The sequence below is a fragment of the Bythopirellula polymerisocia genome (assembly GCF_007860015.1).
GTDB classification, from domain to species: domain Bacteria; phylum Planctomycetota; class Planctomycetia; order Pirellulales; family Lacipirellulaceae; genus Bythopirellula; species Bythopirellula polymerisocia.
Genome location: NZ_SJPS01000004.1, coordinates 31,999 through 54,050, shown reverse-complemented (window position 1 = coordinate 54,050; position 22,052 = coordinate 31,999). Strand labels below are relative to the sequence as shown.

At 53.5% G+C, this 22,052-nt stretch carries 19 protein-coding genes; 13 read left to right on the top strand and 6 right to left on the bottom strand.

What is annotated here, in order from left to right; all coding sequences use genetic code 11:
• Window positions 1-72 precede the first annotated feature (72 nt).
• The 6 genes from groL (at window position 73) to Pla144_RS12985 (ending at window position 5,962) form a co-directional block, all read left to right on the top strand.
• Window positions 73-1,692, top strand: coding sequence for a chaperonin GroEL (gene groL, locus Pla144_RS13010; RefSeq protein WP_146451130.1), 1,620 nt, complete (start codon window positions 73-75; stop codon window positions 1,690-1,692).
• Between the two features lie 258 nt (window positions 1,693-1,950).
• On the top strand, window positions 1,951-3,078 hold the full coding sequence (gene dnaJ, locus Pla144_RS13005; RefSeq protein WP_146451129.1) for a molecular chaperone DnaJ: 1,128 nt from the start codon (window positions 1,951-1,953) through the stop codon (window positions 3,076-3,078).
• A gap of 22 nt (window positions 3,079-3,100) precedes the next feature.
• On the top strand, window positions 3,101-3,658 hold the full coding sequence (gene grpE / locus Pla144_RS13000) for a nucleotide exchange factor GrpE (RefSeq protein WP_146451128.1): 558 nt from the start codon (window positions 3,101-3,103) through the stop codon (window positions 3,656-3,658).
• An 86-nt stretch (window positions 3,659-3,744) separates the two neighbouring features.
• Complete coding sequence (locus Pla144_RS12995; RefSeq protein ID WP_146451127.1) at window positions 3,745-4,071, top strand: FmdB family zinc ribbon protein; 327 nt, start codon at window positions 3,745-3,747, stop codon at window positions 4,069-4,071.
• 329 nt (window positions 4,072-4,400) lie between these two features.
• The gene (locus Pla144_RS12990) at window positions 4,401-4,580 is read left to right on the top strand and encodes a DNA gyrase inhibitor YacG (protein WP_146451126.1); all 180 of its coding nucleotides are present in this window, start codon (window positions 4,401-4,403) and stop codon (window positions 4,578-4,580) included.
• A 98-nt stretch (window positions 4,581-4,678) separates the two neighbouring features.
• The gene (locus Pla144_RS12985) at window positions 4,679-5,962 is read left to right on the top strand and encodes a hypothetical protein (RefSeq protein ID WP_146451125.1); all 1,284 of its coding nucleotides are present in this window, start codon (window positions 4,679-4,681) and stop codon (window positions 5,960-5,962) included.
• 3 nt (window positions 5,963-5,965) lie between these two features.
• On the opposite strand, the gene Pla144_RS12980 is transcribed toward Pla144_RS12985, so the two are convergent.
• Window positions 5,966-6,334 (bottom strand): hypothetical protein, encoded by a 369-nt coding sequence (locus Pla144_RS12980; RefSeq protein WP_146451124.1) that lies wholly within the window; start codon window positions 6,332-6,334, stop codon window positions 5,966-5,968.
• 47 nt (window positions 6,335-6,381) lie between these two features.
• Window positions 6,382-6,729 (bottom strand): P-II family nitrogen regulator, encoded by a 348-nt coding sequence (locus Pla144_RS12975; protein ID WP_146451123.1) that lies wholly within the window; start codon window positions 6,727-6,729, stop codon window positions 6,382-6,384.
• 136 nt (window positions 6,730-6,865) lie between these two features.
• Here Pla144_RS12975 and Pla144_RS12970 point away from each other — a divergent pair, with 136 nt between their 5' ends.
• Window positions 6,866-7,906 carry a phosphotransferase enzyme family protein gene (locus Pla144_RS12970; protein WP_197530664.1) on the top strand — a complete coding sequence of 347 codons (1,041 nt, stop codon included), beginning with the start codon at window positions 6,866-6,868 and terminating at the stop codon, window positions 7,904-7,906.
• 695 nt (window positions 7,907-8,601) lie between these two features.
• Entirely contained in the window at window positions 8,602-8,820 is a 219-nt protein-coding gene (locus Pla144_RS12960; RefSeq protein ID WP_146451120.1) for a carbon storage regulator, read from the top strand.
• 192 nt (window positions 8,821-9,012) lie between these two features.
• Here the strand turns inward: Pla144_RS12960 and Pla144_RS12955 are convergent, their stop codons facing one another.
• On the bottom strand, window positions 9,013-9,243 hold the full coding sequence (locus Pla144_RS12955; RefSeq protein WP_146451119.1) for a hypothetical protein: 231 nt from the start codon (window positions 9,241-9,243) through the stop codon (window positions 9,013-9,015).
• A 462-nt stretch (window positions 9,244-9,705) separates the two neighbouring features.
• Here Pla144_RS12955 and Pla144_RS12950 point away from each other — a divergent pair, with 462 nt between their 5' ends.
• The 3 genes from Pla144_RS12950 to Pla144_RS12940 all read left to right on the top strand — a co-directional run bounded on the left by Pla144_RS12950 (window position 9,706) and on the right by Pla144_RS12940 (window position 12,175).
• Complete coding sequence (locus tag Pla144_RS12950; protein WP_231936347.1) at window positions 9,706-10,143, top strand: secondary thiamine-phosphate synthase enzyme YjbQ; 438 nt, start codon at window positions 9,706-9,708, stop codon at window positions 10,141-10,143.
• Between the two features lie 122 nt (window positions 10,144-10,265).
• Window positions 10,266-10,805, top strand: a complete 540-nt coding sequence (locus tag Pla144_RS12945) for an RNA polymerase sigma factor (protein WP_146451117.1) — start codon at window positions 10,266-10,268, stop codon at window positions 10,803-10,805.
• A complete protein-coding gene (locus tag Pla144_RS12940) occupies window positions 10,802-12,175 on the top strand; it encodes a hypothetical protein (RefSeq protein WP_146451116.1) in 1,374 nt (457 codons plus the stop codon). Before Pla144_RS12945 ends, Pla144_RS12940 begins: the two co-directional genes overlap by 4 nt.
• A gap of 83 nt (window positions 12,176-12,258) precedes the next feature.
• Here Pla144_RS12940 and ribD read toward each other — a convergent pair whose 3' ends face one another.
• The 3 genes from ribD to Pla144_RS12925 form a co-directional block, all read right to left on the bottom strand.
• Window positions 12,259-13,362, bottom strand: coding sequence for a bifunctional diaminohydroxyphosphoribosylaminopyrimidine deaminase/5-amino-6-(5-phosphoribosylamino)uracil reductase RibD (gene ribD / locus Pla144_RS12935; RefSeq protein WP_197530663.1), 1,104 nt, complete (start codon window positions 13,360-13,362; stop codon window positions 12,259-12,261).
• A gap of 14 nt (window positions 13,363-13,376) precedes the next feature.
• The gene (locus Pla144_RS12930; RefSeq protein ID WP_146451115.1) at window positions 13,377-15,506 is read right to left on the bottom strand and encodes an SEC-C domain-containing protein; all 2,130 of its coding nucleotides are present in this window, start codon (window positions 15,504-15,506) and stop codon (window positions 13,377-13,379) included.
• Window positions 15,507-15,640: 134 nt separating this feature from the next.
• Entirely contained in the window at window positions 15,641-16,693 is a 1,053-nt protein-coding gene (locus Pla144_RS12925) for a transaldolase family protein (RefSeq protein ID WP_146451114.1), read from the bottom strand.
• Window positions 16,694-16,916: 223 nt separating this feature from the next.
• Between Pla144_RS12925 and Pla144_RS12920 the strand changes: the two genes are divergently transcribed.
• Both Pla144_RS12920 and Pla144_RS12915 read left to right on the top strand, forming a co-directional pair.
• On the top strand, window positions 16,917-18,302 hold the full coding sequence (locus Pla144_RS12920; RefSeq protein ID WP_146451113.1) for a BBP7 family outer membrane beta-barrel protein: 1,386 nt from the start codon (window positions 16,917-16,919) through the stop codon (window positions 18,300-18,302).
• A gap of 381 nt (window positions 18,303-18,683) precedes the next feature.
• Window positions 18,684-21,911, top strand: coding sequence for an efflux RND transporter permease subunit (locus Pla144_RS12915; protein ID WP_146451112.1), 3,228 nt, complete (start codon window positions 18,684-18,686; stop codon window positions 21,909-21,911).
• Window positions 21,912-22,052: the final 141 nt, after the last annotated feature.

Here is a 22,052-nt window from a genome sequence, read left to right as displayed (position 1 = left end):
TGCAACTGGCAGCTAGCTATTTGCAGTTTTCCCAACAACACAACTTACTCCTAATCAAGAGGAAGAATAATCGTGGCAAAGCAATTAATGTTCGAAGATCAGGCCCGCAGCAAACTGCTGCGTGGCGTTGATAAACTGGCCAACGCCGTCGCAGTGACGATGGGTCCCACTGGCCGAAATGTGATCATCAACAAATCCTTTGGTGGCCCCACGGTCACCAAGGACGGCGTGACGGTGAGCAAAGAAATTGAACTCGAAGACCCATTCGAGAATATGGGTGCGAAGCTCGTCCATGAGGTGGCTGACAAAACCTCCTCCATCGCTGGCGATGGCACGACGACCGCAACTGTGCTGGCCCGGGCGATCCTTCGCGAGGGAACTCGCAACATCGTCGCCGGTAGCAATCCGATGGCAGTGCAACGCGGCATCCGCAAGGCCGTCGATGCCGCCGTCGAGTATCTCGACTCGATTTCCAAGAGCGTCACCAGCAAGGAGCAAATCGCACAGGTTGGCTCCATCAGTGCCAACAGCGACCGTGTCATCGGCGACCTCTTGGCTGACGCCATGGAAAAGGTCGGCAAAGATGGTGTCATCACCGTCGAAGAAGGCCGATCGACCGAGACCACACTCGAACTTGTCGAGGGCATGCAATTCGACAAAGGTTTTCTCTCGCCGTACTTCATCAATCAAACAGCTGACATGGAATGCGTGCTCGAAGATGCTTGCATCCTGATCCATGAGAAGAAGATTAGCAACTTGCGCGACTTGCTGCCGATTCTCGAGCTGGTCAGCCAGAAGGCCAAGCCGTTGTTGATCATTGCCGAAGACGTCGAAGGCGAAGCATTGGCCGCTTTGGTCGTAAACAAGCTCCGTGGCGTATTGAATATTTGTGCCGTCAAGGCTCCCGGTTTCGGCGATCGTCGCAAAGCGATGCTCAGCGACATTGCCACCCTCACCGGCGGCACGCTCATCAGCGAAGACCTCGGTATGAAGCTCGAGAACATCACCCTGGCCGAACTAGGCAGAGCCAAGAAAATCACGGTTTCGAAGGAAAACACGACCCTGGTTCAGGGTGCCGGCAGTAAGGCCGACGTATCGAAGCGGATCGATCAGATTCGCAAGTCGATTGAGGCCTCTTCCAGCGATTATGACCGTGAGAAGCTCCAAGAGCGGCTTGCCAAGCTGACCGGTGGCGTGGCCATCATCTCGGTGGGTGCCAGCAGCGAAGCTGACATGAAGCAGAAGAAGGCCCGTGTCGAAGACGCCCTGCATGCAACTCGTGCTGCCGTAGAGGAAGGGATACTTCCTGGCGGCGGCGTGGCTTTGCTCCGAGCAAGAGACGCAGTCGCAGCAGCCAGGAGCGGTGCCAAAGGCGACGAGAAAATCGGCGTCGACATTGTGCTGGGCGTACTTGATGCCCCGCTCAAGCAGATTGCGGACAACTGTGGCCTGGACGGCAGCGTGATCGCCGACGAGTTATTGCGTAAGCCACAAAACACTGGCTACGACGCCAACAATGGCGAATACGTCGACATGGTCAAGGCAGGTATCATCGACCCAACCAAGGTCGTGAAGACGGCCCTGTCCAACGCGGCTAGCATCAGCGGCCTGATGCTTACCACCGAGGCCCTGGTGACCAATTTTGATTCGAAAGATGAAGACAAACGCGCGGTTGTCGGCAGCATCCGCTAGTCGCACCCCGCATTGAAGATTCGCCATCGGGCCGCTCGGCAATTTGCCAGTGGCCCGGTTGCGTGTCGGGAAGATCAGGATGAGAAGAAATAGAACACTGAGAAACGCTGATTAAACGGATTATCGCGGATTGGAGTAATTTTGCTCTTGGTTTATATCCGCGATCATCTGCAAAATCTGCGATTCTCCGCGGCCCATTTCTTTCCTCCCGCAAAACTGCTCTTCCACGCACGACTTAAATCGCGAGATACTTGATCCATGGTTGAAAAGCGATGCTATTACGAGGTGCTGCAAGTCGAACGCTCGGCGTCGCCTGCCCAGATCGCAACGGCCTATCGAAAGCTTGCCGTCACATACCATCCTGACAAGAATCCCGGAGACCAAGAGGCCATCGATCGATTCAAAGAAGCCTCCGAAGCTTTTGAGGTTCTGCACGACTCAGATAAGCGAGCCCGTTACGACCGCTTTGGACATGCGGGTTTAAACGGTCACGGTGGGGCCGGTCATTTCTCCGACGTGGAGGATATCTTCTCTGCATTCGGTGACATCTTTGGCGACCTGTTTGGAGGTGGCCGCAGTCGTCGTAGTCGAGTCCGCAAGGGCCGCGATGTTCGCTGTACAGTCACACTCACCCTACAAGAAGCTGCCCAGGGAGTCCGCAAAACGGTTGAATTCCAACGCCACGATCCGTGCGACGTCTGCGAAGGGTCGGGGGCCAGTAAAGGAAGCAAGCGCGAGAAATGCTCCTACTGCGGTGGTCAGGGCCAGGTCATCCAACAGGCTGGCATCATCCGCGTTCAGACGGCTTGCCCAGCGTGCCACGGCGAAGGCTCCTCGGTCACTTCGCCATGTCGTTCTTGCCGTGGCTCAGGACAGCGACTCAAGACTGTCCATGCCGAAGTTCAGATTCCAGCCGGTGTCGACGAAGGGATGCAGGTGCGAATCACCGGGCAGGGGGAACCCAGCCCCAATGGCGGGCCTCCCGGCGATTGCTATTGTTTTGTCTCCGTATTGCAGCATCCCCTGTTCGAACGCGAAGGCCGACACCTGATCTGTCGCATCCCCATCACATACTCCCAAGCAGCTCTCGGGTGTACATTGGAAGTCCCGACCCTCAGTGGCCCCGGTTCCGTGGAAGTGCCTCCAGGTAGCCAGTCGGGCGACGTCTTCCGCCTGGAAGGAGAGGGACTCCCCGATCCACGAATCGTCGGCCTCGGCGACCTCTTAGTGCAAGTCAACATCGAGGTCCCCAAGAAACTCACCGCCGACGAGGAACGTCTCTTGCGAGAATTAGCTGAGATCGAGCACAAAAACGTCGCGCCCGAACGCAAAGGCTTCTTCGACAAAGTCAAAGAGTACTTTAAGCACGAAACAGCGGAATCATAAGCATCAAGGAGAATTCAGACCGATGGCCATGAAACCATCTGCCAAAGATAGACCCGATAACGAGGCGTCTGCAGAAGAATTGCAGGACGAAGCACTGGAATCTATGAACTTCGAAGAAGTCGAGAGCGCCGAGGCTGCCGAACTAGCTGCAGAAAAAGACCGTGTCCTCCGACTGAAGGCAGACATGGAAAACCTGCGGGCCCGCACCTCACGGGAACTCGCTGACCAACAGCGTTACGCGGCCATGCCATTGATCCGCGATCTCCTGCCGGTTGTCGACAACATCGAACGGGCTATCGACGCCGCAGTAAAATCTGGCGAAGCAACTTCTTTGCTCGAAGGTTTCAAGCTCGTACATCAGCAACTTTTGACTGCACTTGAGCAACACCATTGCAAACCCATGGCAGCCTTGGGGGAAGCTTTTGATCCCAATCTCCATGCAGCCATCCTGCAACAACCGAGCGACGAATTCCCCGCTCAGCACGTTGCGCATGTGGCCCAAGTAGGTTATCTCTTGCACGACCGGGTCGTCCGCCCCGCGCAGGTGATCATCTCAACCGGCCCAGCGGATGGTCCCTAATGAGTAGGACTGATCGATATCCACAAGCTCCGGCTTACAATTACTAGGAAGCCCATTGTTACCCTCAATCAACATCAATATCCAATATGCCAACCTACGATTATCTTTGTGACGGATGTGGCCACGAGTTTGAACTGTTTCAGTCCATCTCTGAGCCAGTGAAGCGCAAGTGCCCCGAGTGCAAGAAGTCCAAGCTGCGTCGCTTGTTTGGCACTGGAGCCGCCGTGGTTTTTAAAGGATCAGGCTTCTACCAGACGGACTACCGCAGCGAGTCTTATAAATCAGGTGCCGAGAAGGACAAACCCAAGAGCGAATCATCAGACAAGTCAGATAAGTCATCATCAAAATCTTCTGACAAGGGAAGCGAGTCCAAAAAAGAGTCTCCAGCAAAGCAAACGAAGAAAGATTCTTAACAAGACTCACGGAACTTTTGGCTACGGTTTTCACTGATGAAACACAGGAAGAATGCAAGCCAAACAATATCCATGCTGCTAATGATTCAATTCTTCGCAGTCTGCACATTCTTTTGCCAGCAGGGATTGAAGAGGGGAAATTAGACGCGGACAAACGCAGATTTAGAGGATGAAGCGCGAATCTAAAAAGATTCCTCTTCTTGTATACTCCGCGAAAATCCGCCCGATCAGCGTTCATCCGCGTCTAAATTCTTACTCTATAATTTGTTTCGGCCAAGGGCCGCGCAGGGTTTCATCCGTGTCCATCTCCGGCTAGAAAATGATTTACAATGCACTGCCCCATTTGCAATTCACAGTTCGAGCAACATGAAACGGTAGCCATGCCCTTCTGCAGCGATCGCTGTAGACAGATCGACATCGGCCGCTGGCTCGAGGAGGGCTATTCGTTACCTCGCATCGCCGATCCGGAAGATGATGAAGAACCGGACGACGATACGTTGAGGAACTAGGGTATTCGTGACCAACTTGCTTGATTAGGATTGCCTCCGCTGCCATTCTATAATCGTGTAGAGCACTAGCACCCCACTCCTAGCAAGGTGGCAACCCGATGTCGCAACCCCCTGGATCGATCTACGAAATCCGCTGGCGCGAGCTGTTCCCTTGGCTAATCTTGGTGAAGTCGCTTCGCGCCAGTCTTTTTTTGCGGGTAATGGTGATCGCCTGGATCGGAGTGCTTGTTACACAGGGTGGTTGGCACTTCATCGGAGGCACATTCAGCGAACCTGCCGATCTCCCACGAATCGCTTTCGATGACACTTCCTCAGACGATTTACACCAGGGGTTAATCTTTCAGTCAGCGTTATCAGATGCCGCCGTTTCGGGCGAAAGACCTGTTATTCTGTGGGTGTCTAATCACCTTCTTCAGCAGGATCTGGGACCACTTGTCGAAGGCTGGTACTGGCTCTCAACACCGTTTTTTCGTATCTTTCGACTCCAAACACCTCTGTCGCTCGCCTGTCAACTTTTCTTATGCGGGGCCTGGGCAATCTGTGTCTGGGCTTTGGCCGGAGGTGCAATCTCTCGCATCGCCGCCCGCTATCTGACGCGAGGTGATTCTCTCGACCCGCTCGCTGCGCTCAAGTCTGCAGCAACCATGTGGACAGCTACTGCTGGAGCGCCGCTGATTGGCTTGCTCTTCGCGGCTCTTGTAGCTTTCCCACTTGCGTTGATGGGACTGCTCTTGCGACTCAATCTCTTTGTGCTGATCGCAGGGCTTTTGTGGGGACTTTATCTCGCCTGGGGGATCCTGCTGGCTGTGGTACTCGTCGCATTGTGGTTCGGCTGGCCTCTCGCTTGGGCCGCGATCGGGGTTGAGCGTAGTGACGCCTTCGACGCCGCAAGTCGAGCGACCGCATACGTGTATCAACGACCTCTCCGGTTAGGATTCTACGTGGCTGTGGCCTCGCTGTTGGGCTTCTTCGGGCATCTCATGGTTGCTGGGTTTGCTTCCGCTGGAAACGAACTCACGGATTGGGCCGTGAGTTGGGGAGCCGGTTCAGAACGCACGGCGGCATTGGTCGCTCAAACCCTTGAGAGTGACAACCCATTGGCCTCCTCGGGGGCCGCCGTTACTGGTGCCCGCGGAATCCATATCTGGAAAGGACTGCTTGCGTCCTTTGCGGACTCCTACCCGCTGGCATTTATCTGGTGCGCTAGCGTGGGAATCTATCTCCTTCTCCGGCATCACGTCGATTCTACAGAATTAGATGAGATCGTGGGCGAACCAGGTGAAGATCTTCGCTCGCCTCATCTCCCATTGCCGACGGGCCCGCAGGACGGGCAGCATGAGCCAGAAGATCTCTCTACCCGGGGTCGCACACCAGCCGAATAGTCGCTAGTTCTGCGGGTTATCTGTTTCGAGAAACCTGCGCAGAATCGACTCCGCATCGCTCATGATTTGCCCCCGCGAGACCACCAGATCGCAGCCCGCCTCCTTGGCCGCTGCGAGTTTTTCAGTGCGGACGTGAGGGGCATAAGCGATCACTTTATCCGGCTGTTGGGTGCGATTTTTAATACCTTTAACCAACGCAGCAATATCTAGACCTGGGAGTTCAAGATCAACGACGATCACTTGGCGCTCTTCAGCATTTCCCAACGCTGCCGCACCTGACCCTACACTCTTGAGCGTTTGACCGAGTGAGCGTGCCACCCCCTCGAGTTTCGAGGAAAGCATCAGATCACGGCTAACGAGAACGATAGGCATTGATTGAAGAATTATTCTGGCTAATAGCTAACGACTAACAGCCCTAACTAAATCGCCCCCGGACCACGGGCAGAGTCACTCACCTGGATGGATTCTTCCATCGGCAGCACGAAGATCTTTCCGTCGCCGATATTCCCCTCTGCGCTAGTCCGACATTGCTGCTTCAGGCACTCGATTGTTCGCTCCAAGAAATCGTCATTGACTGCGATTTCCAGCTCCACTTTTCTGAGCAAATTCGTGGCATATTCGCTTCCACGATAGGTCTCCGTCTGACCACGTTGCCGAGCAAAGCCCATCGCATCACAGACACTAAGCCGAGTCACGCCGATTCGCCTGAGTGCTTGCAGCACCAGCTCCAGCTTAATTGGTTGAATTACTGCGATAATGAGTTTCATAGCACATAGAGTCCGAGTAAATTAGAGGTTTCCCAGTTTACCCTGTGCAAGGCGTCGGGCAAAGCACGTTGGTCAGCCATCATGGCTGCTAGTATTACAGGTTGGAAGCCTGCACCACGAAGTGGAAGGAGAGTTTTTGAAGAAGCATCTTGACGAAGATGACGTAATTCCTCTCCTCAGCCACTGGGGAATTACCCCGGCGGGTGATTCGCTGGAAATAAGAGCAATCTCTGGAGGCCTCAGCGGAGCGAAAATCTGGAGCATATCTCATGCAGGGCGGCAATTCTGCCTGCGACGCTGGCCCCCTAATCATCCGGCCCCCGACCATTTACGGACTATTCACCGAGCAATTAAACACGTCTGGCAAGCGGGGCTGCGCATTGTTCCAATACCACAGAAGACCTTGCGAGGTGATTCCTTCATTACTCATGAGGGCCATTTGTGGGAACTCTCACTTTGGCTGTCCGGTGAACCTCTCAGCAACCGTAATTCCAATTCGCAGCAGCGCCGGGCAGCCTTCGAAGCGCTAGCCGAATTTCACCTGGCGGCAAACAGCTTCGACTCCGGGGAAAATAAATCGCAATTTGGTCCTCCACCCGGACTGCTCCTAAGACAAAAAATACTTGCGAACTTACTGCAGGGCAACCTAGCTGAACTCTCTCAAGCAGTCCAACTCGAGCCCCCTTCGCATATTCGAGAGACGATGGCACAAATGCTCCGCATGATTGAAAAAGCCCTGCCGGAGACATTAGCTGCGGTTGAAAAATGTTCAAGAGTTTCCCTCCCTTTGCAGTGGTGCCTACGAGATGTACACCCAGGAAATATCCTTATTACTGGAAAAAATGTGACCGGCATCATCGACTTCGGGGCCACCTCTTTCGATTCAATCGCCGGTGATCTTGCACGGCTCATAGGTGGCTTCGATTGTGAACCGATCGAGCGCCAGGAGCTCCTGAAAGCCTATGGAAAAATTCGACCACTCACTGTCGAGGAGCGGCGCGCTGTGGGAGCCTATCTTGTCGGCGGCCTTATCTCGTCGGCGGCCAACTGGGTCCGCTGGCTGGTTGTAGAACGGAGCATTCCCCTGGCCAATACTACCCAAGCCAGACTGGCCGAGCTTGCCCGTCAATTGGGACAACCCAGTAGCTGGGAAATGGAAGATGCGGAAAGGTTTTAGGGATTGAATGCATAGAATCCTGGGAAGATTTCCACCTCCCACAAGCACTCATTTCTGAGTTTCTTTCAATCCTTATTTCCCCCCAACAGACTTGAGTGTTTTGGAAAATATTCCGACTATTCTTTGCTCTCATCCCATCTTCATTATTCGGTACATCTTGCCGATAAATAATCTTGTCGCCAGTCAACCCATTTCTACCAAACTACTTTACGGGAATTTTTTAACTATCATCCGTCCTAACTTCAGTGGAGGCAAACGATCTCAATGCTGGAGCGCCACGAACGCATTCATAATTTTGAGGAAATTCGTTGTTACGTCGTTGAAACCCTTAGCCAAATGGAACTGTTGAAAAGTGATTGTTGCCATCTGACCGTGAGAATGCTTACACGGGATGGCAAACCCTGCGGAGTTTATTTCTGCCTGCATGGGCCCCGGGCCGTCAGGCTCTCAGCTATCTGGGAAACAGATTCGAACACAATTCTGTTTTACGGGACGCGAGGAGAGCGAGTGCAGCGGACTCGCCTGAAGGAAGCACCACAGCTTCCGCTCAAGGATACGGTTTGCTAGCACGGCAAGAGAACAAATCGAGAAATTCTCCTTCACCTAGCGACCAACTGGAATTGCTGAACTACCTAACTACGATTACTATACATAAGTACACATTACCCAACACGGGTCTAACAAGGAGGTGCCAGATGCTGGTATTGTCTAGAAAAGAAGCTGAACGAATCCGTCTCGGAGACGACATTGTCATTACCGTTGTACGTATCGGCGGAGACAAAGTCAGGATTGGAATTGAAGCACCCAAAGATGTATTGGTCCTTCGCGATGAATTGGAGCCCTTTGCTAAAACTCCGCAAAACGTTCCCGCCGCAATAGAAGCAGGGCTCTCCGAGCTCCAGGCAGCAGGCTGAGCGGTTGCTCAACTGAGACATTGACCCCCCGACAGTGTCTGCTAGCGTCTGTTTGCCAGAACCTTATCGCAACTCTTTTCACTCTCCGCCATCGCCCGCCGAATAAGAAAAACAACAAATCGAGCCGCCCGGAAACTCCCGGACGGCTCGATTTGATTCTGCCAAATAAGGGGAAACTAATCCCCCGAGGAACTAATCCCGGGGCCGGACAGCTCCAGTTAGACCGCTGTAGTCAGCCCGGTCATCCTGATGCCACAAGGGATGGCCCATACGGATTCGCTCGGCCATAACTTCCAGCTTTTCACGGGAACCGGCGGGAGCTTGTGTGCTCTTGAACTGATCATCAACGCGAGGAGCAAAATCCTCATCGTGACCATACTTCAAGATCGCTTCGAAAACATTCTTTAATTTTGGGTCTGGCATAACTTTTTCACTCCTACAACAACATGCGTTGGTCCCGGCGGGGCCAAGTTCTCACTCCAAGAAACTGGTGAGACCAACTCGACAGGAAATAAAACTCGCAACTACAACTAAATGCCAGACATTTGCAGACCAGGAAGGGGTCACTTCCCAAAAACGTAACTGCCTAGCTTGTGCAACCTTTGAGCTATGATTATTACCACAGGAAACCTGAAGTCAAGTTTTTTCTTATTAGCTATTGACAAAAAGAATGAAGAGGAGCCTCGAACCGGTAAAATGTGCCATATGGGTAGCTGTGGCAGTCTAGAACCCCCGAAAAAACGGCAAACTCGGGAGGTTTCTCTCCTCACGCCGACAACTTCCTCGCCCGAAATTTCATTTCCTGGATAGTGGACATTTCGACACTTTGAAACGCAAATGCTAGCATCGCAGACGTGAATAATGTCCTATCCTGCAGACCGCGAAATGAGAGAGAGCTCCGCCATGCCTTGGATCCAGCGAAATCTACAGCTACCAGCCCACCGGCGCGGCTTTCATCTCATAACGGCTGAAATCCTCGATTCCCTGCCCGAGATTAGTCAATTCCACGTGGGTTTATTGAATCTGTTCCTGCAACACACCTCGGCGTCCCTGTCGATCAATGAGAATGCCGATCCCGACGTACCACTAGATATGGAAAGCAGCTTGTCGGCAATTGCCCCTGAGTCCTTCCCGTACCGACATACGTGTGAAGGGCCCGATGATATGCCCGCGCACGTGAAATCCTCGCTGCTGGGCTGCTCCCAGTCGATTCCCATCCGTGACGGTCAACTCTGCCTGGGCACCTGGCAAGGCATCTATCTTTGCGAACATCGCAATCGGGCCGCACGTCGCCGCATCGTGGCCACGATGTGGGGCGAATAAAGGCTGCCTGCGCTTTTTAATAGCAAGTATTCATGTTTTTCATAGATTTCAGTGGAATCTCGGTCAACTCTTTCGTCTAGTTGATTGAAGCGGATTACTCCCCCAAATATGGAATCTTGAAAATGGAACACTGTTCTGAACTGGTGGAGAGAGTCCGAGCGGGTGACTTACATGCCTTTGGGATACTTTATGATCGGTACGGACGTCTCGTGCGTGCGATCTGCTATGACCGGTTGGGGAATCAAGCAGATGCCGAGGATTTGGCTCAAGAGGTTTTTCTGCGAGCTTTTCACAAATTGGAGCAGCTTCAACATGCCGACCAATTTGGTTCTTGGCTCGTCGAAATCACGCGTCGCATGACCATCGATTGGCATAGAAGAAATAACGCCATAAACAATCTAAAGATGGAACCTTTTTTCGACCTACACGCTAAGGATACAGATGATTCCCAACTTTCGAAACTCGAAGACCTCCATCGCGCCATCTCTCGACTTCCAGAACGCGAACGACTCGCAATTCACATCTTTTACCTGACTGAACAGCCCGCCCCAGTTGCACAGAAAGTACTCGAATTATCCGCTTCAGGTTTCTACAAACTGCTCGAGCGAGCGCGTGCGAATTTGGCCAAGCAAATGACCTCGAAAAAAAGGGTAAGACAATGAATCTACAGCAAAACGATAACATGTTGCGTTCCTACTACGACACCTTTGATGCTCGACATGACATGTGCCGCAGGGAACTACTCAACTTACTGTCATGCACACCCATCGCCGCTCATCCTAACAATGCCAGTCATCTTCCTAAGTGGTTGACATATTCACGACTAGCCGTGGCAGCACTTTTGCTGGTAGCGATCGGTTTACTTCTGTCTCTTGGCGGAGGAACTCCCCAGACTGTGTATGGCATGGAGCACTTGGCAGAGAGGCTTATGACCATTCGTAGCCTCTACCTGAAAGGATGGATTTACCAGACAATCACTTCCGAGAATGGCGACGAGAAGCTAGAAAAATTCCCAACGGAATTATACGCCAGGCGACCGAATTGTCTCGGTTATCGGTCTTATGGATTCAGTATTCCAGGTGGAGGAAAGCCCTCGACCGTAACGAGCGCATACATGGCCAGCAATGGCAAAGAGACAATCGTTGTGTCAGACGACAAAAGAGAAGCGACAATCGCTAATGTCGCTGGTGACGCCTTTTATACAGAACTTATGGTGGAGTCATTTATCCAGTCCAGCATCGCCAGTAATTTCCTCCAGGGACCTCCCGAATATTATCGCAAGATTCGATCCGTAGATTTTCAGGGTGTTCTCTGTGACGTGTATGAATTCGACCAAGAGGAAGTCCCATTTGCGTTTGCAGGGCGGCATCGCGTATGGCTCAACCGATTGACCGGCATCCCGATGAAATCGGAAACCAACACTGTAGATGAATCAGGTGTCGAAAAGCTCAGTACGAGGGACGTCATTCAAGTCGATGTCGAACCGCCTGTCTCGCTCTTCTCCTTCCAAGCCCCGCAGGATTACAAACTAATCAAGCTTGATGCAAATAAGGCGGAGGACCTAGACATGCAAGGCATCAAATTGTCGCCCTACGGTGAAGGGGGCTCCGACACAACTTGGCTAGGATCATGGCACAGCCTAAACGTTGAAGAGCGAGCTGTTTTGGCCTGCTGGTATCAGTACGATACGAAAGAGGGAGAGAAAGTTTTCTTTGCCCGCCAGCCAACCTTTGAGTTTTGCCAAGGCAATAGGTCACGCTCCTGCCGTGAGCACACCATTTCGACAAACAAAGTAAACGATACCCACTGGAGATGGTCTTTGATTCTCCCGGACGACAACGAGCCAGTTGGTGAGTACATGCTGAGTATTAAGGTTGCCGACGAAAAAACCCGAACTTCTCAAGAATTAAAGCCGCTACGATTCCCACGCGAGCGATTGCAAGAGATTATCTTTGAGGCTCAACGTCGCACCTTGCCAAACAAATCCAGGCAGGAACTATTCTCGCTGGTTGATATTGAATCGATTGAGTGAAAGGATCCGGTTGTGCGAACATCGCAACCGAGCCGGCCGCCAGCGTACCGTGGCCAAATTGTGAGGCGAATAGGAAGGATTGCTCAACGCGGTCTGACATAGCCGTGTATATGCACATCGCCGTCGAGAACATTTACCTCGATTTCATCCAATTCGAGTGCCGTGGCCATCTCCGCTAATCCCTGGCCGGCAACAGGGGTCAATGCCGTTTGGCCACCGACAAGCTTAGGTGCCACAAAGACATGGACCTCGTCAATGGCACCGAGGTCAAAAAGGATGCCGAGCAACGTTGCTCCGCCCTCAACGAGTAGATTGGTCATCTGCCTTCGCCCCAACTCATCCAGCAATTGGTCGATGAACTCTTCGTGATCTCCCAAAGAAATTGGAAGCACGTCCACTCCTAGTTCGCGCAACGCATTGATTCGCTGTGCGGGAGCATCCTCCCTGGCGACAAGCATTACGGGGGCCTCATCCAACGTCTGTACCAGTCGGCTGTCTGTGGAAAGCGATGCCAAGGAGTCCAGTACAATTCGGGTGGCAACCCGCGCACCGGCTGGTCTTGCTGTGAGCGTCGGGTCATCTTGCACGACTGTTCCTTTTCCAACCACGATCCCATCGACCAACCCCCGCACATGATGCACCACTGCCCGGGATGCCTCGCCTGAGATCCATTGGCTATCTCCCGTGTGCGTAGCCAGTTTGCCGTCCAGGGTCATGGCCCATTTGGCAATCACCCACGGCCTCCCCGTGGAAACCAACTTGGCGAAGGGAGCGATCAATCTGCGAGCCGGTGCAAAGTCTGCAAGCAACTCGACTTCGATCCCCGCCTCACGCAGCTGCGAGATTCCTTTCCCGGCCACTTGCGGGTTGGGGTCCTCGCAACCGACCACGACACGGGTTACCCCCGCCTTGATAAGTGCATCGGTACACGGAGGAGTCTTGCCCTGATGGCAACAGGGCTCCAATGTGACGTACACTTCTGCCCCTTTTGCCGTTTTCCCAGCAGCGGCAAGAGCCACGATTTCCGCATGCGGCCCACCGAACTTTTGATGCCACCCCTCCCCAGCCACTTTCCCGCCTTGGACGATCACGCAGCCAACCATCGGATTGGGTTCCACATAGCCTCGCCCCTGCTCTGCCAATTCGAGCGCGCGGGTCATATGCAGATTGTCGGCAGGTTTATTCATGAGAGACTCGCAGTCTACGGAGTCCAAATCGCGGACTTACCACCGCCAGCTGCAGAAACTTCCTCACCATCTCCCTCCGGCGTCCATAGTCCGCTACTTTCCTGTGGAGCGGAGTCTTGACCGGCTGGCATGGCCAATGGCGTAGGTCTGCCAGTTTCATCTGCAGACAATAGACCAGCTGAATATAGAATCCGATAGGTTTCTTCGGCTACCCCTGGCTCATTGATATGAACTGTACGAAGCTCTTCGAGCACTCGCTGGGCTGCTGTCGAGTCGTTGCGAGCAATCGCTACTTCTAAGTCGAGCAATGCCCATTCAGACGCTGAGCGATGGTTTTTCTCCGCCCACCTTCGTGCCTTGGCAATCCACTCTTGCGCTCGGCTAAGATCGGGCTCGACTCGAACCATTTGGCGAAATGCCTTGCTAAGATCAATGTTTTGCAACTGGTCGGCTCGTGCGACTAATTCACTTCCTACCACCAAGATAGCCAGATTCGCGCCTAACATAGTCGCACGATTCAAGAGGTCATCTAATTGTTGTTCATCAAGCTTGGAAAGGTCGAGTTGAGGAACTCGCACCATGGGGAATCGACTATCAACGTTTTGCTCGGAATCCGAAACTGCATTGTCCGGCAAACCAAGTTGTTGGCGAAGCTCCGCGAACAGGGGCAATTCCTGCGGATTGTCTGCGGCCTGTTCAATGATCAGAGCACTAGCAAGTAGGGCTAGTCGAAACTCCGGATCACCCACGGTTTCCCGAGGACTCTTGCCCCCCAGCGCTGCACGCGGCGCCTCAGTCCACCGCTCAAGAATCGCCTCGCGTCGTCCTTCAGCCACCAATTCATTCCGCTGGTCGAGAGGCGTACCAGGCGGCAATCGCCAGCGCCAACTCAAGGATTCTTCACTCCATGACTTCTCAGCGACCACTTCCTCTTCCAGAATTTCGCCAAGATATCCTCCAGTCACATCGACCAACTGTGATTTGACACCTTCGAATCCCTCTTCGCGATCGGTCGTCAATTCCAATTGAGCTGGGCGATCCGTCCGCTTGCCATAAAGGCTAAGAAAACCTAAGACGGTTGGAATCTCTTCTCTCTTGAGATCGGGACGTGTCTTAGGGGTGGGCTTGTCAAGCAGGATATAGCTACTCCTAGGCCGAGGCGCATCTTCCTCGAATTGTTCAGGATCAAGTGGATAGTCTTCAACTCGTTTGTCCTCGGCCAACCTCTCAGCTAACGCATCTTCATCGCCAACGGCATAAGCAATCCGCACGGTATCCAGCTTGGGGTCTTCTAGACTGGGATCGACCAATTGCGCCAAGGCCTCGGCTTCAACTGCACGATCTTCGTTCGTCTCCAGCCGAGCGTATTCATGCAATCCCTCTGCAAACAACTCTAGATTTCCTAACCATCCCCGCACCAAGGCGAGATTGTAAACGATCTCAGGCTGTGCCCCTGCCTTGTCTCTCAGTGAAACAAGCATCTCCTCAGCGATTCGCCACTGACCGCGTGCAATAGCGCGAGAAGCATGATTGAATTCCCCTTGCCAGAGTACGTCCTCCGGACAATCCCGAGGGAGCGCTAGCTCTCGAATCAACAAGGGTAAACCACTCTGCAAGTTCATCCGCAGCAGGAGCTTGATCGCCATGTTGTCATCTTTTGGTGCAATGCCTGCATAAAGCAGCAAGTGCCCGCGACCAGCGATTAATTCTCCTTCTTGTAACAGCGCATGCCCTACTGCACCTATCGCCTCGAACACGTGCAGTGGCATGTCGTCATCGAGCAATTCCAGTGCATCCTGCAAGGGCGCAATGGCTGCCGTGCCGCTCTCACTAGCCGCAACGAGAATTGCCTTCTGCCCGAGTGCCGCCGGATTGCGAGGATGCTTCGCCAGATAATGCTCAATTGTCTTACGCGCGGCATCGAACTCGTGCATCGAAAGTTCCAGATTGGCCCGCAGGTCCAAGAGCGATGCCCTGTCAGGCTGCTTCGCCAGCAGCGAATCCAAATGCTTGATCGCGGCATGCGGTTGATCGCCGGCAACCATCCGGTGAATCTTTTCGATGTCGCCAGCAAGATCAGGGCAGCAAAACTTCAGCTTCTTGCCACTACCACACGGACACGGAGAGTAAGGATCAATTGCCATGACTATCTACCGTTTGAATTAATGAAAACAGAAATGAATACGAGAATCGAATAGATTCGAAAATCACATGCAGCATAGTATCGCACCAAGGCATAGTGCCGCAACCAATACCGCCCTACTGAGCCTCTGCCGCACTAGACCAGCTGCTTTGCCTTCTCTTCGACGAGGGCTAAAAGTGCCTTTTGAGGATCAGCAAACTTCTGGATTCCTTCTCGCATCAGCGTCTCTTCCAATTTTTGCATATCAACTTTCGCAGCGATTTCTTCCACGACCTCGGAAGGAGGGAGCTCGTCAACCGTGCGTGTAAACGTCAGATCGCTCTGGGCGACTGCGTCATTCGTTGCAGGGGGATTCGTTTGAATGTCACTGCCAGCCAAGACGATCACATATTTCCATGGCGGATCCTCGGCATTCTTAGTTCCAGTACTGGCGAACACGATCTCTTGTTTCAGAGGCGTCGAGTGCTTGGCCCAGAAAGCTTGATTCGACTGCCACAATTGCTTGGCATTCAGAATTCCGACTTGCCCTTGCGCCGCTGCCGACAAATCAGGCACATGCTTCTGGGTGTACACATCAACCCGCGAAATGAAGATGCTGTAGACACTCTTGAATGTGTCGAGCGATTCTCTTCGCTGAGCTCCTTCCCAGACTGCATCTCGCGCGGCCTCGTATTGCCGTTGGGTGAAAATCAATGTGACGTTCAGCGGAATACCCTGGGCCGCTAGCTCAGGGAGCGCCGCAATACCCGCCGGTGTGGCAGGGACCTTGATCATGCGATTCTTATGTCCTCGCGACCACTTGATCCCTTCGGAGACATATCGTTTCACTCGATCGGCCATCGGCATATCTGCAGAAGGATCCTCCAACAAGGGATCCACTTCAAAACTCACGTAGCCATCATCCCCCTGAGTTTTCTGCCAGGTCGGCTCGAAGACTCGCTGGGCTTCTGCAACAACTTGGTCATTGAGTTGCCACGCAGCATCACTCGGCGAGTCGGCACTTTGGAGCAATCGGGCAAGCTCCTTGTCGTAGCGCCCGGACTTCACCAGGTCGCTGATGATTATGGGATTCGATGTCGCACCCGTGGCACCCAGTTTGAGATTCTCGGCAATCAGGTCAGGATCGACCGAGTCGAGCCACAGTTTCGTGCCTGTACGAATCAGAGAGGTAATCGAATTGGCGGACATAATGGCTTCGCTCCTTGTGGGCTCTTGATGGGAAAATGTGTAAAGCGGATTATACTCCAGCTGCCGTTTGAGTCTTAGCAGTCGCAGCCTTTAAGTCGGTCGATGTCAAACCAGTTAGTTTAGCTAATATACACGAGCTATCGAAGCCTTTGCCGCTTAGCGGGTTTTTGAGGATTTTTACGATTCTGCCGGTTATTCCTGCATCTTCCCTGAATCATGGACGATGAATCCCCTGTACGAATTTCTTTCGCACTTGATGCGCGAGAATTTTGCTTGTCGTTCCAAAGGGGAGGTCTTTGCGGTGAAAAAGATAGTTGGACTGCTGATATTAGGTGTGCTGGGAATCCCCAGGGGTGGGGCTCTTGCACAGGATCTTTATGAAGCCCAAACCCAGGGAGACATCCCTCCTCAGTTCATGTTTGCTGCTCAGGGCGAGGCGACAGCACCCGGCTTGCAGCGCATGATGCTGCCTCCTGGCGAAGAAATCCCTCAGCCGATCGCGGAGCCTCTTTCAACTCCTCTGAGCTCAGATGATTTTGAGTCCGATGTGGAAAAAGCCGCACAGGATGATTTCCGCACGTTCGATTGCCAACCTGCACTACTTGAAAGCACGGGCACCTGGCTGCGACGCGGATTCTGGTACGGCGAAATAGATGCCGTATTGCTCGAACGTAGCTTTGACACTTCAGGTGTTACCCTGGCCTTTGACGCCTCGGTCTTGAATCCTATTCAGCGACTCGGGACGAAAAATCAGTTGGCTATCGACGGTGCCAAGCCGGGAGTCGAAGGGGCCCCCCGCCTAAACGTGGGTCGCTTCTTGTTTCGCGATTGTGCGAATCGAGATCACACCATGGAATTTACCATTTTTGGCGGCGGCAACTGGAGTCAGAGCTCTGAGCTCGACGGTGGAAACCTGGTGATGCCTCTTACAATAACCAATGGCAATCCTAGCTTTAGTGGCGCTCAAAGAATGGAGTTCGATTACAACAGTTGGTTCAACAGCTTTGAACTGACCTACAATGTAAAGCAGCGCATGCAGAAGGATCGCATGGAACTCGAGCCGAGCGGCCACTGGGTGCGACGTGCTCAACCATCGTCAACAAACTCGTTGCTGGCAGGCCTGCGTTACTTCAGCCTCGATGAGGATTTGAAAATCATGGCTTTCGGAATCCCAGACGGAAATGCCGACCTAAATGACGAGACCGGCAACTATCATGTGCGAACAGGCAATCACTTGATCGGTACCGAAATGGGAATCGGACATTCCTACGAGACGTCTCGCTGGAGTCTTGAAGCCAAGGTGAAGGGTGGAATGTATTTAAACATGATCGACCTCGACTCGAGTTTCGATGTCACCGGCAATATCACTTCAGGCAGCACCGATCTCGAAGGAGATAACATGACCTGGATTGGTCAGGCGGCTCTCATCGGCAAATGGCACCTGCGCCCCAACTTTTCGTTGCGAACTAGTTTCGAAGTGATGCACCTCTCGGGTGTCTCGCTAGCACCCTATCAGGTCGACTTCATCCCTAGCGGCAGCCCTCAACTCTTGATGAACAGCGACGTGGTCTACCTGGGGGGGGCAATCGGCTTCGAAAGCTACTGGTAGAAAGGCAATGTCCAATGAGCAATGTCCAAAGGCAAAATACTGTCTTTTAGCTGTAATTTCAACATTGTTGGTCTTTGTACATTGGGGTTTTTGGCGAGGAATCCTGCTATCAACCCCTGTTGGCAGGCCATCCTGACCGCCGTGTCAACCATGCCGGGTTCGCCTAGCATTTGATCTGGCCTACATCAGATTGCCTAACAAGCACAAAGTCCCCTCAACGAGACCTTGAAGGCACTCGTTCGACATAGACTTATCCAGGGTTTCTCGTTAGCCTAGGTTATTGTGAAGACATTTTTTCAGTACGCACCTGTATGCTAGGCAAGCGTTGCTGGCAGTCCCGAGTTTCCACAGTAGACAAGCTTCCCACGAGAGTTAATACCTGTGTCCTCTCCCGCTCAGATCGAGAAGCCTTCCTTTTTGGCTCGCAAGACCTTTGGACAGGCCAACTATCTATGGTTGGCTATTGCGGCCACGTTTCTGATTGCCTTCTTGCCCCGCGGCGCGCGCAAGGCTATCGAGAGCAACACCAACAAGGCCGAGGATTGGCTCCCGCCGAATTACTCGGAATCGATTGATCTCCGTTGGTTTCGTGACCACTTCATCGGCGAACAATTCGCACTCCTTAGCTGGGATGACTGCACTCTCGGTAATACCACAAAGCTCGACGAGCTCGCCCGCAAGTTGATGCCTAGCAAAGAGGCCCTTGCCCAGGCGGGCCCTGATTCCGATCTCGCCAAACGTGCCCACTGGTATAAACGCGTCATCAGCGGTCCAGCCGTCCTCGAAGAACTTACGAGTCCTCCTGTGAGCCTTGGCTACGGCGAGGCTCTCAAGCGACTTGAAGGTGCCCTCGTTGGGCCGGTCAAGCGCGATGCCGAGGGAAATTCTCTAGGAAACGAAAGTCGCACCACGTGTCTGATCGTCTATCTCAGCGAAGATGCCACCAAAGACAACAAAACCATGCGAGCCGCGATCGAGAAGATCTCCAAGATCGCGACTACCGAATGTGCGATCGCTCCGGAGGCTATCCATATGGGTGGCCCGCCGGTGGACAATATTACCATCGATATTGAAGGTGAAAGAACCCTCATCCGGCTGGCGTCACTGGCGGGACTGGTCGGCTTTGGCCTTTCCTATTGGTGTTTTCGGAGCGTAAAAGTCACCACCATTGTTTTTGCCATTGGAGTACTCAGCGCGGGCATGAGTCTCGCGATCGTCTTCTACTTTGGCATCCTAGAGGTGATGGTGGGGGGTGCCGATCGGCCCCGACTTGGCACCGTCGACGCCATCTTGATGTCGATGCCTGCCGTCGTTTATGTGCTCGGTCTCTCGGGCGCAATCCACATCGTGAACTACTACCGAGATGCCCGCCGTGAGCAGGGCCTCAAAGGTGCAGCGGAAGCCGCCGTACGTCATGGCTGGTGGCCATGCACCCTGGCAGCATTTACAACAGCCGTCGGCCTGGGCTCGCTCTACACGAGTGACATCCTGCCCATCAAGAAATTCGGTCTCTTCACCGGCATTGCTGTGATGGGGACCGTTGTCGTCTTGTTCACTCTCCTGCCCGTTTTCCTCCACCGCTTTCCCATTAGCGATGACTTGCTCAAACGTCAGTCCGGCGATCATGAACACGGTCACCTCCCCGACTGGGCTTTGAGGCTCTTTGGCATTGTGGTAGGCCGCAATGTCTTGACCTGCATCTTCTGGCTAGCTGTCATGGGGATATTTGCCATCGGTTTCACCCGCATTGGCACATCGGTGCAACTCCTAAAACTACTCGACGAAGATACTCGCTTGATCCACGACTACGCCTGGCTGGAAGGCAACTTGGGAAACCTCGTACCGATGGAGGTCGTGCTAACCGTTCCTCCTGAGAAGATCCGCACCGCCGACGAACATGCAGAGGCCGACGGTCTGCAATATCGCATGACTATGCTCGAACGCCTGGACCTGATGCGAGAAATTCAATCCCGCATCGAAGAGTTTCCCGAAATTAGCCGCGTCATGTCGGTCGCCACCTTCACTCCTGAAACCACTAACACCGGCATCGGCGGCGCCGATCGCAGTGCCGACTACGCAAAGAATAAGAGTCTCGAAGAACATCGCGACAAGCTTCTCTCCGGCGATTATCTCCGCATGGAGCACGACAAGAAATCTAAGAAGGAAACGGGGCGCGAACTTTGGCGAGTCAGCGCCCGCGTTGCTGCCTTGGGAAATGACGACAGCGAAAACGGAGGCATCGACTACGGACAATTCGTTGAGGAACTCAAAAGTGCCGTCGATCCTGTGTTGGTCGCCTACCAACAGCGCGATATGATCGTCCGTGGCCTCCACAAGATGGACAAGAAACTTGACGGCTCGCAGGTCTGCATCCTTTACCGCACCCCCCACGGTGATCCTGAACCGACGCCCACAGCCCAGGAAACGGTCCTCCGCAACCTTCTGCTAAAGAGTGGTGTGCAGTCCAAGAAAGCTGGCAAAGCCCGCGCCGTTTCGTTCTACAACCTTTCCGAATTCGACGCCCATGAAGATGAACCCGGCTACCTCGATCGCGCGATTCAGGCCCTCAGCAATCAAGACGCACTGATTCTAGTTTCTGCCGGCAGCGATCCCACTGCCAAGCAATTCGCCCAAGGTGGTCTTCCTCTGATCGACGTGACAGACATTCCTGACGAAACCTTCTCCGCAGCTGTAGAACTAGAAGAGTCGGACAAGACACGCCCCATTCGCTCGGTCTACACCGGCATGGTTCCGCTCGTCTACAAGACCCAACGGCAACTCTTGATCAGCCTGAATGAAAGCATCATGTGGGCAACCATCTTGATTGCCGTCGTGATGATGTTCCTGCTCAAGAGCCCACTGGCCGGGCTGATTTCCATGATTCCCAACGTATTCCCGATCGTCATTATTTTTGGTGCTCTAGGTTGGCTAGGCATTAAGGTAGACATTGGCATCATGATGAGTGCCAGCGTCGCGCTAGGTGTGGCCGTTGACGACACGATCCATTTCCTCACCTGGTTCCGCCGCGGTATCAAAATCGGCCTGGGCCGCGTGCAAGCCGTCATGCTCGCGTACGACCGCTGTGCCACGGCCATGCTGCAAACCACGATCATCGGCGGCCTGGGGCTCGCCGTCTTTGCTACGAGCACCTTTACGCCAACCCAACAATTTGGCTACCTGATGATTTCCATGCTGGGCGCCGCACTCATAGGCGATCTGCTCCTACTGCCAGCGATCCTGGCAAGTCCACTGGGCGTATGCTTCGGAGGAAAGATATCTGAAGCCGGCACCGCTGCCCTCGCCTCCCCTGGAGCCTTCGCAGAAGCCACCAAGAAACTTATCGAAGAACTAGCGGCCAGTGGCCAACTTAATGACATATCCTCTGCGCCTACCACGTCGCTTGAAACGATTGATCCACCTCCGGCCATTGAGCCAAAAACCCAGCCAGCCGAACCAGTTGCCGCTGCATCCCGGGATTCTCAACTCCCCGCGCAACCTACGCGCACGATTCTGGCGGACGAAGATCACAAAGACCTCGCCGACAGCCCGCACGCCGCCCTACACGCCCGCCTCCGCAGCCTCCGCCGCGAGAGCCCCCAAGGCCGCTAAGTTTAGCCGCAACCCGAAGCGAAGTGCCTTACCGTTAGCCGCGACGCGCCGTCGAGTGGAGCTCGACAAAGCGGAGCGCGTCTAATTCTACTTTGGCTGAATGTCGGCACATGTCCTAACAGTTACTTCTTGTAATCTCTT

Coding starts and splice junctions, on each gene's coding strand:
- dnaJ (WP_146451129.1), top strand. CDS start 1,951: ATGGTTGAAAAGCGATGCTATTACGAGGTGCTGCAAGTCGAACGCTCG.
- grpE (WP_146451128.1), top strand. CDS start 3,101: ATGGCCATGAAACCATCTGCCAAAGATAGACCCGATAACGAGGCGTCT.
- Pla144_RS12995 (WP_146451127.1), top strand. CDS start 3,745: ATGCCAACCTACGATTATCTTTGTGACGGATGTGGCCACGAGTTTGAA.
- Pla144_RS12990 (WP_146451126.1), top strand. CDS start 4,401: ATGCACTGCCCCATTTGCAATTCACAGTTCGAGCAACATGAAACGGTA.
- Pla144_RS12985 (WP_146451125.1), top strand. CDS start 4,679: ATGTCGCAACCCCCTGGATCGATCTACGAAATCCGCTGGCGCGAGCTG.
- Pla144_RS12980 (WP_146451124.1), bottom strand. CDS start 6,334: ATGCCTATCGTTCTCGTTAGCCGTGATCTGATGCTTTCCTCGAAACTC.
- Pla144_RS12975 (WP_146451123.1), bottom strand. CDS start 6,729: ATGAAACTCATTATCGCAGTAATTCAACCAATTAAGCTGGAGCTGGTG.
- Pla144_RS12960 (WP_146451120.1), top strand. CDS start 8,602: ATGCTGGTATTGTCTAGAAAAGAAGCTGAACGAATCCGTCTCGGAGAC.
- Pla144_RS12955 (WP_146451119.1), bottom strand. CDS start 9,243: ATGCCAGACCCAAAATTAAAGAATGTTTTCGAAGCGATCTTGAAGTAT.
- Pla144_RS12950 (WP_231936347.1), top strand. CDS start 9,706: ATGAGAGAGAGCTCCGCCATGCCTTGGATCCAGCGAAATCTACAGCTA.
- Pla144_RS12945 (WP_146451117.1), top strand. CDS start 10,266: ATGGAACACTGTTCTGAACTGGTGGAGAGAGTCCGAGCGGGTGACTTA.
- Pla144_RS12940 (WP_146451116.1), top strand. CDS start 10,802: ATGAATCTACAGCAAAACGATAACATGTTGCGTTCCTACTACGACACC.
- ribD (WP_197530663.1), bottom strand. CDS start 13,362: ATGAATAAACCTGCCGACAATCTGCATATGACCCGCGCGCTCGAATTG.
- Pla144_RS12930 (WP_146451115.1), bottom strand. CDS start 15,506: ATGGCAATTGATCCTTACTCTCCGTGTCCGTGTGGTAGTGGCAAGAAG.
- Pla144_RS12925 (WP_146451114.1), bottom strand. CDS start 16,693: ATGTCCGCCAATTCGATTACCTCTCTGATTCGTACAGGCACGAAACTG.
- Pla144_RS12920 (WP_146451113.1), top strand. CDS start 16,917: ATGAATCCCCTGTACGAATTTCTTTCGCACTTGATGCGCGAGAATTTT.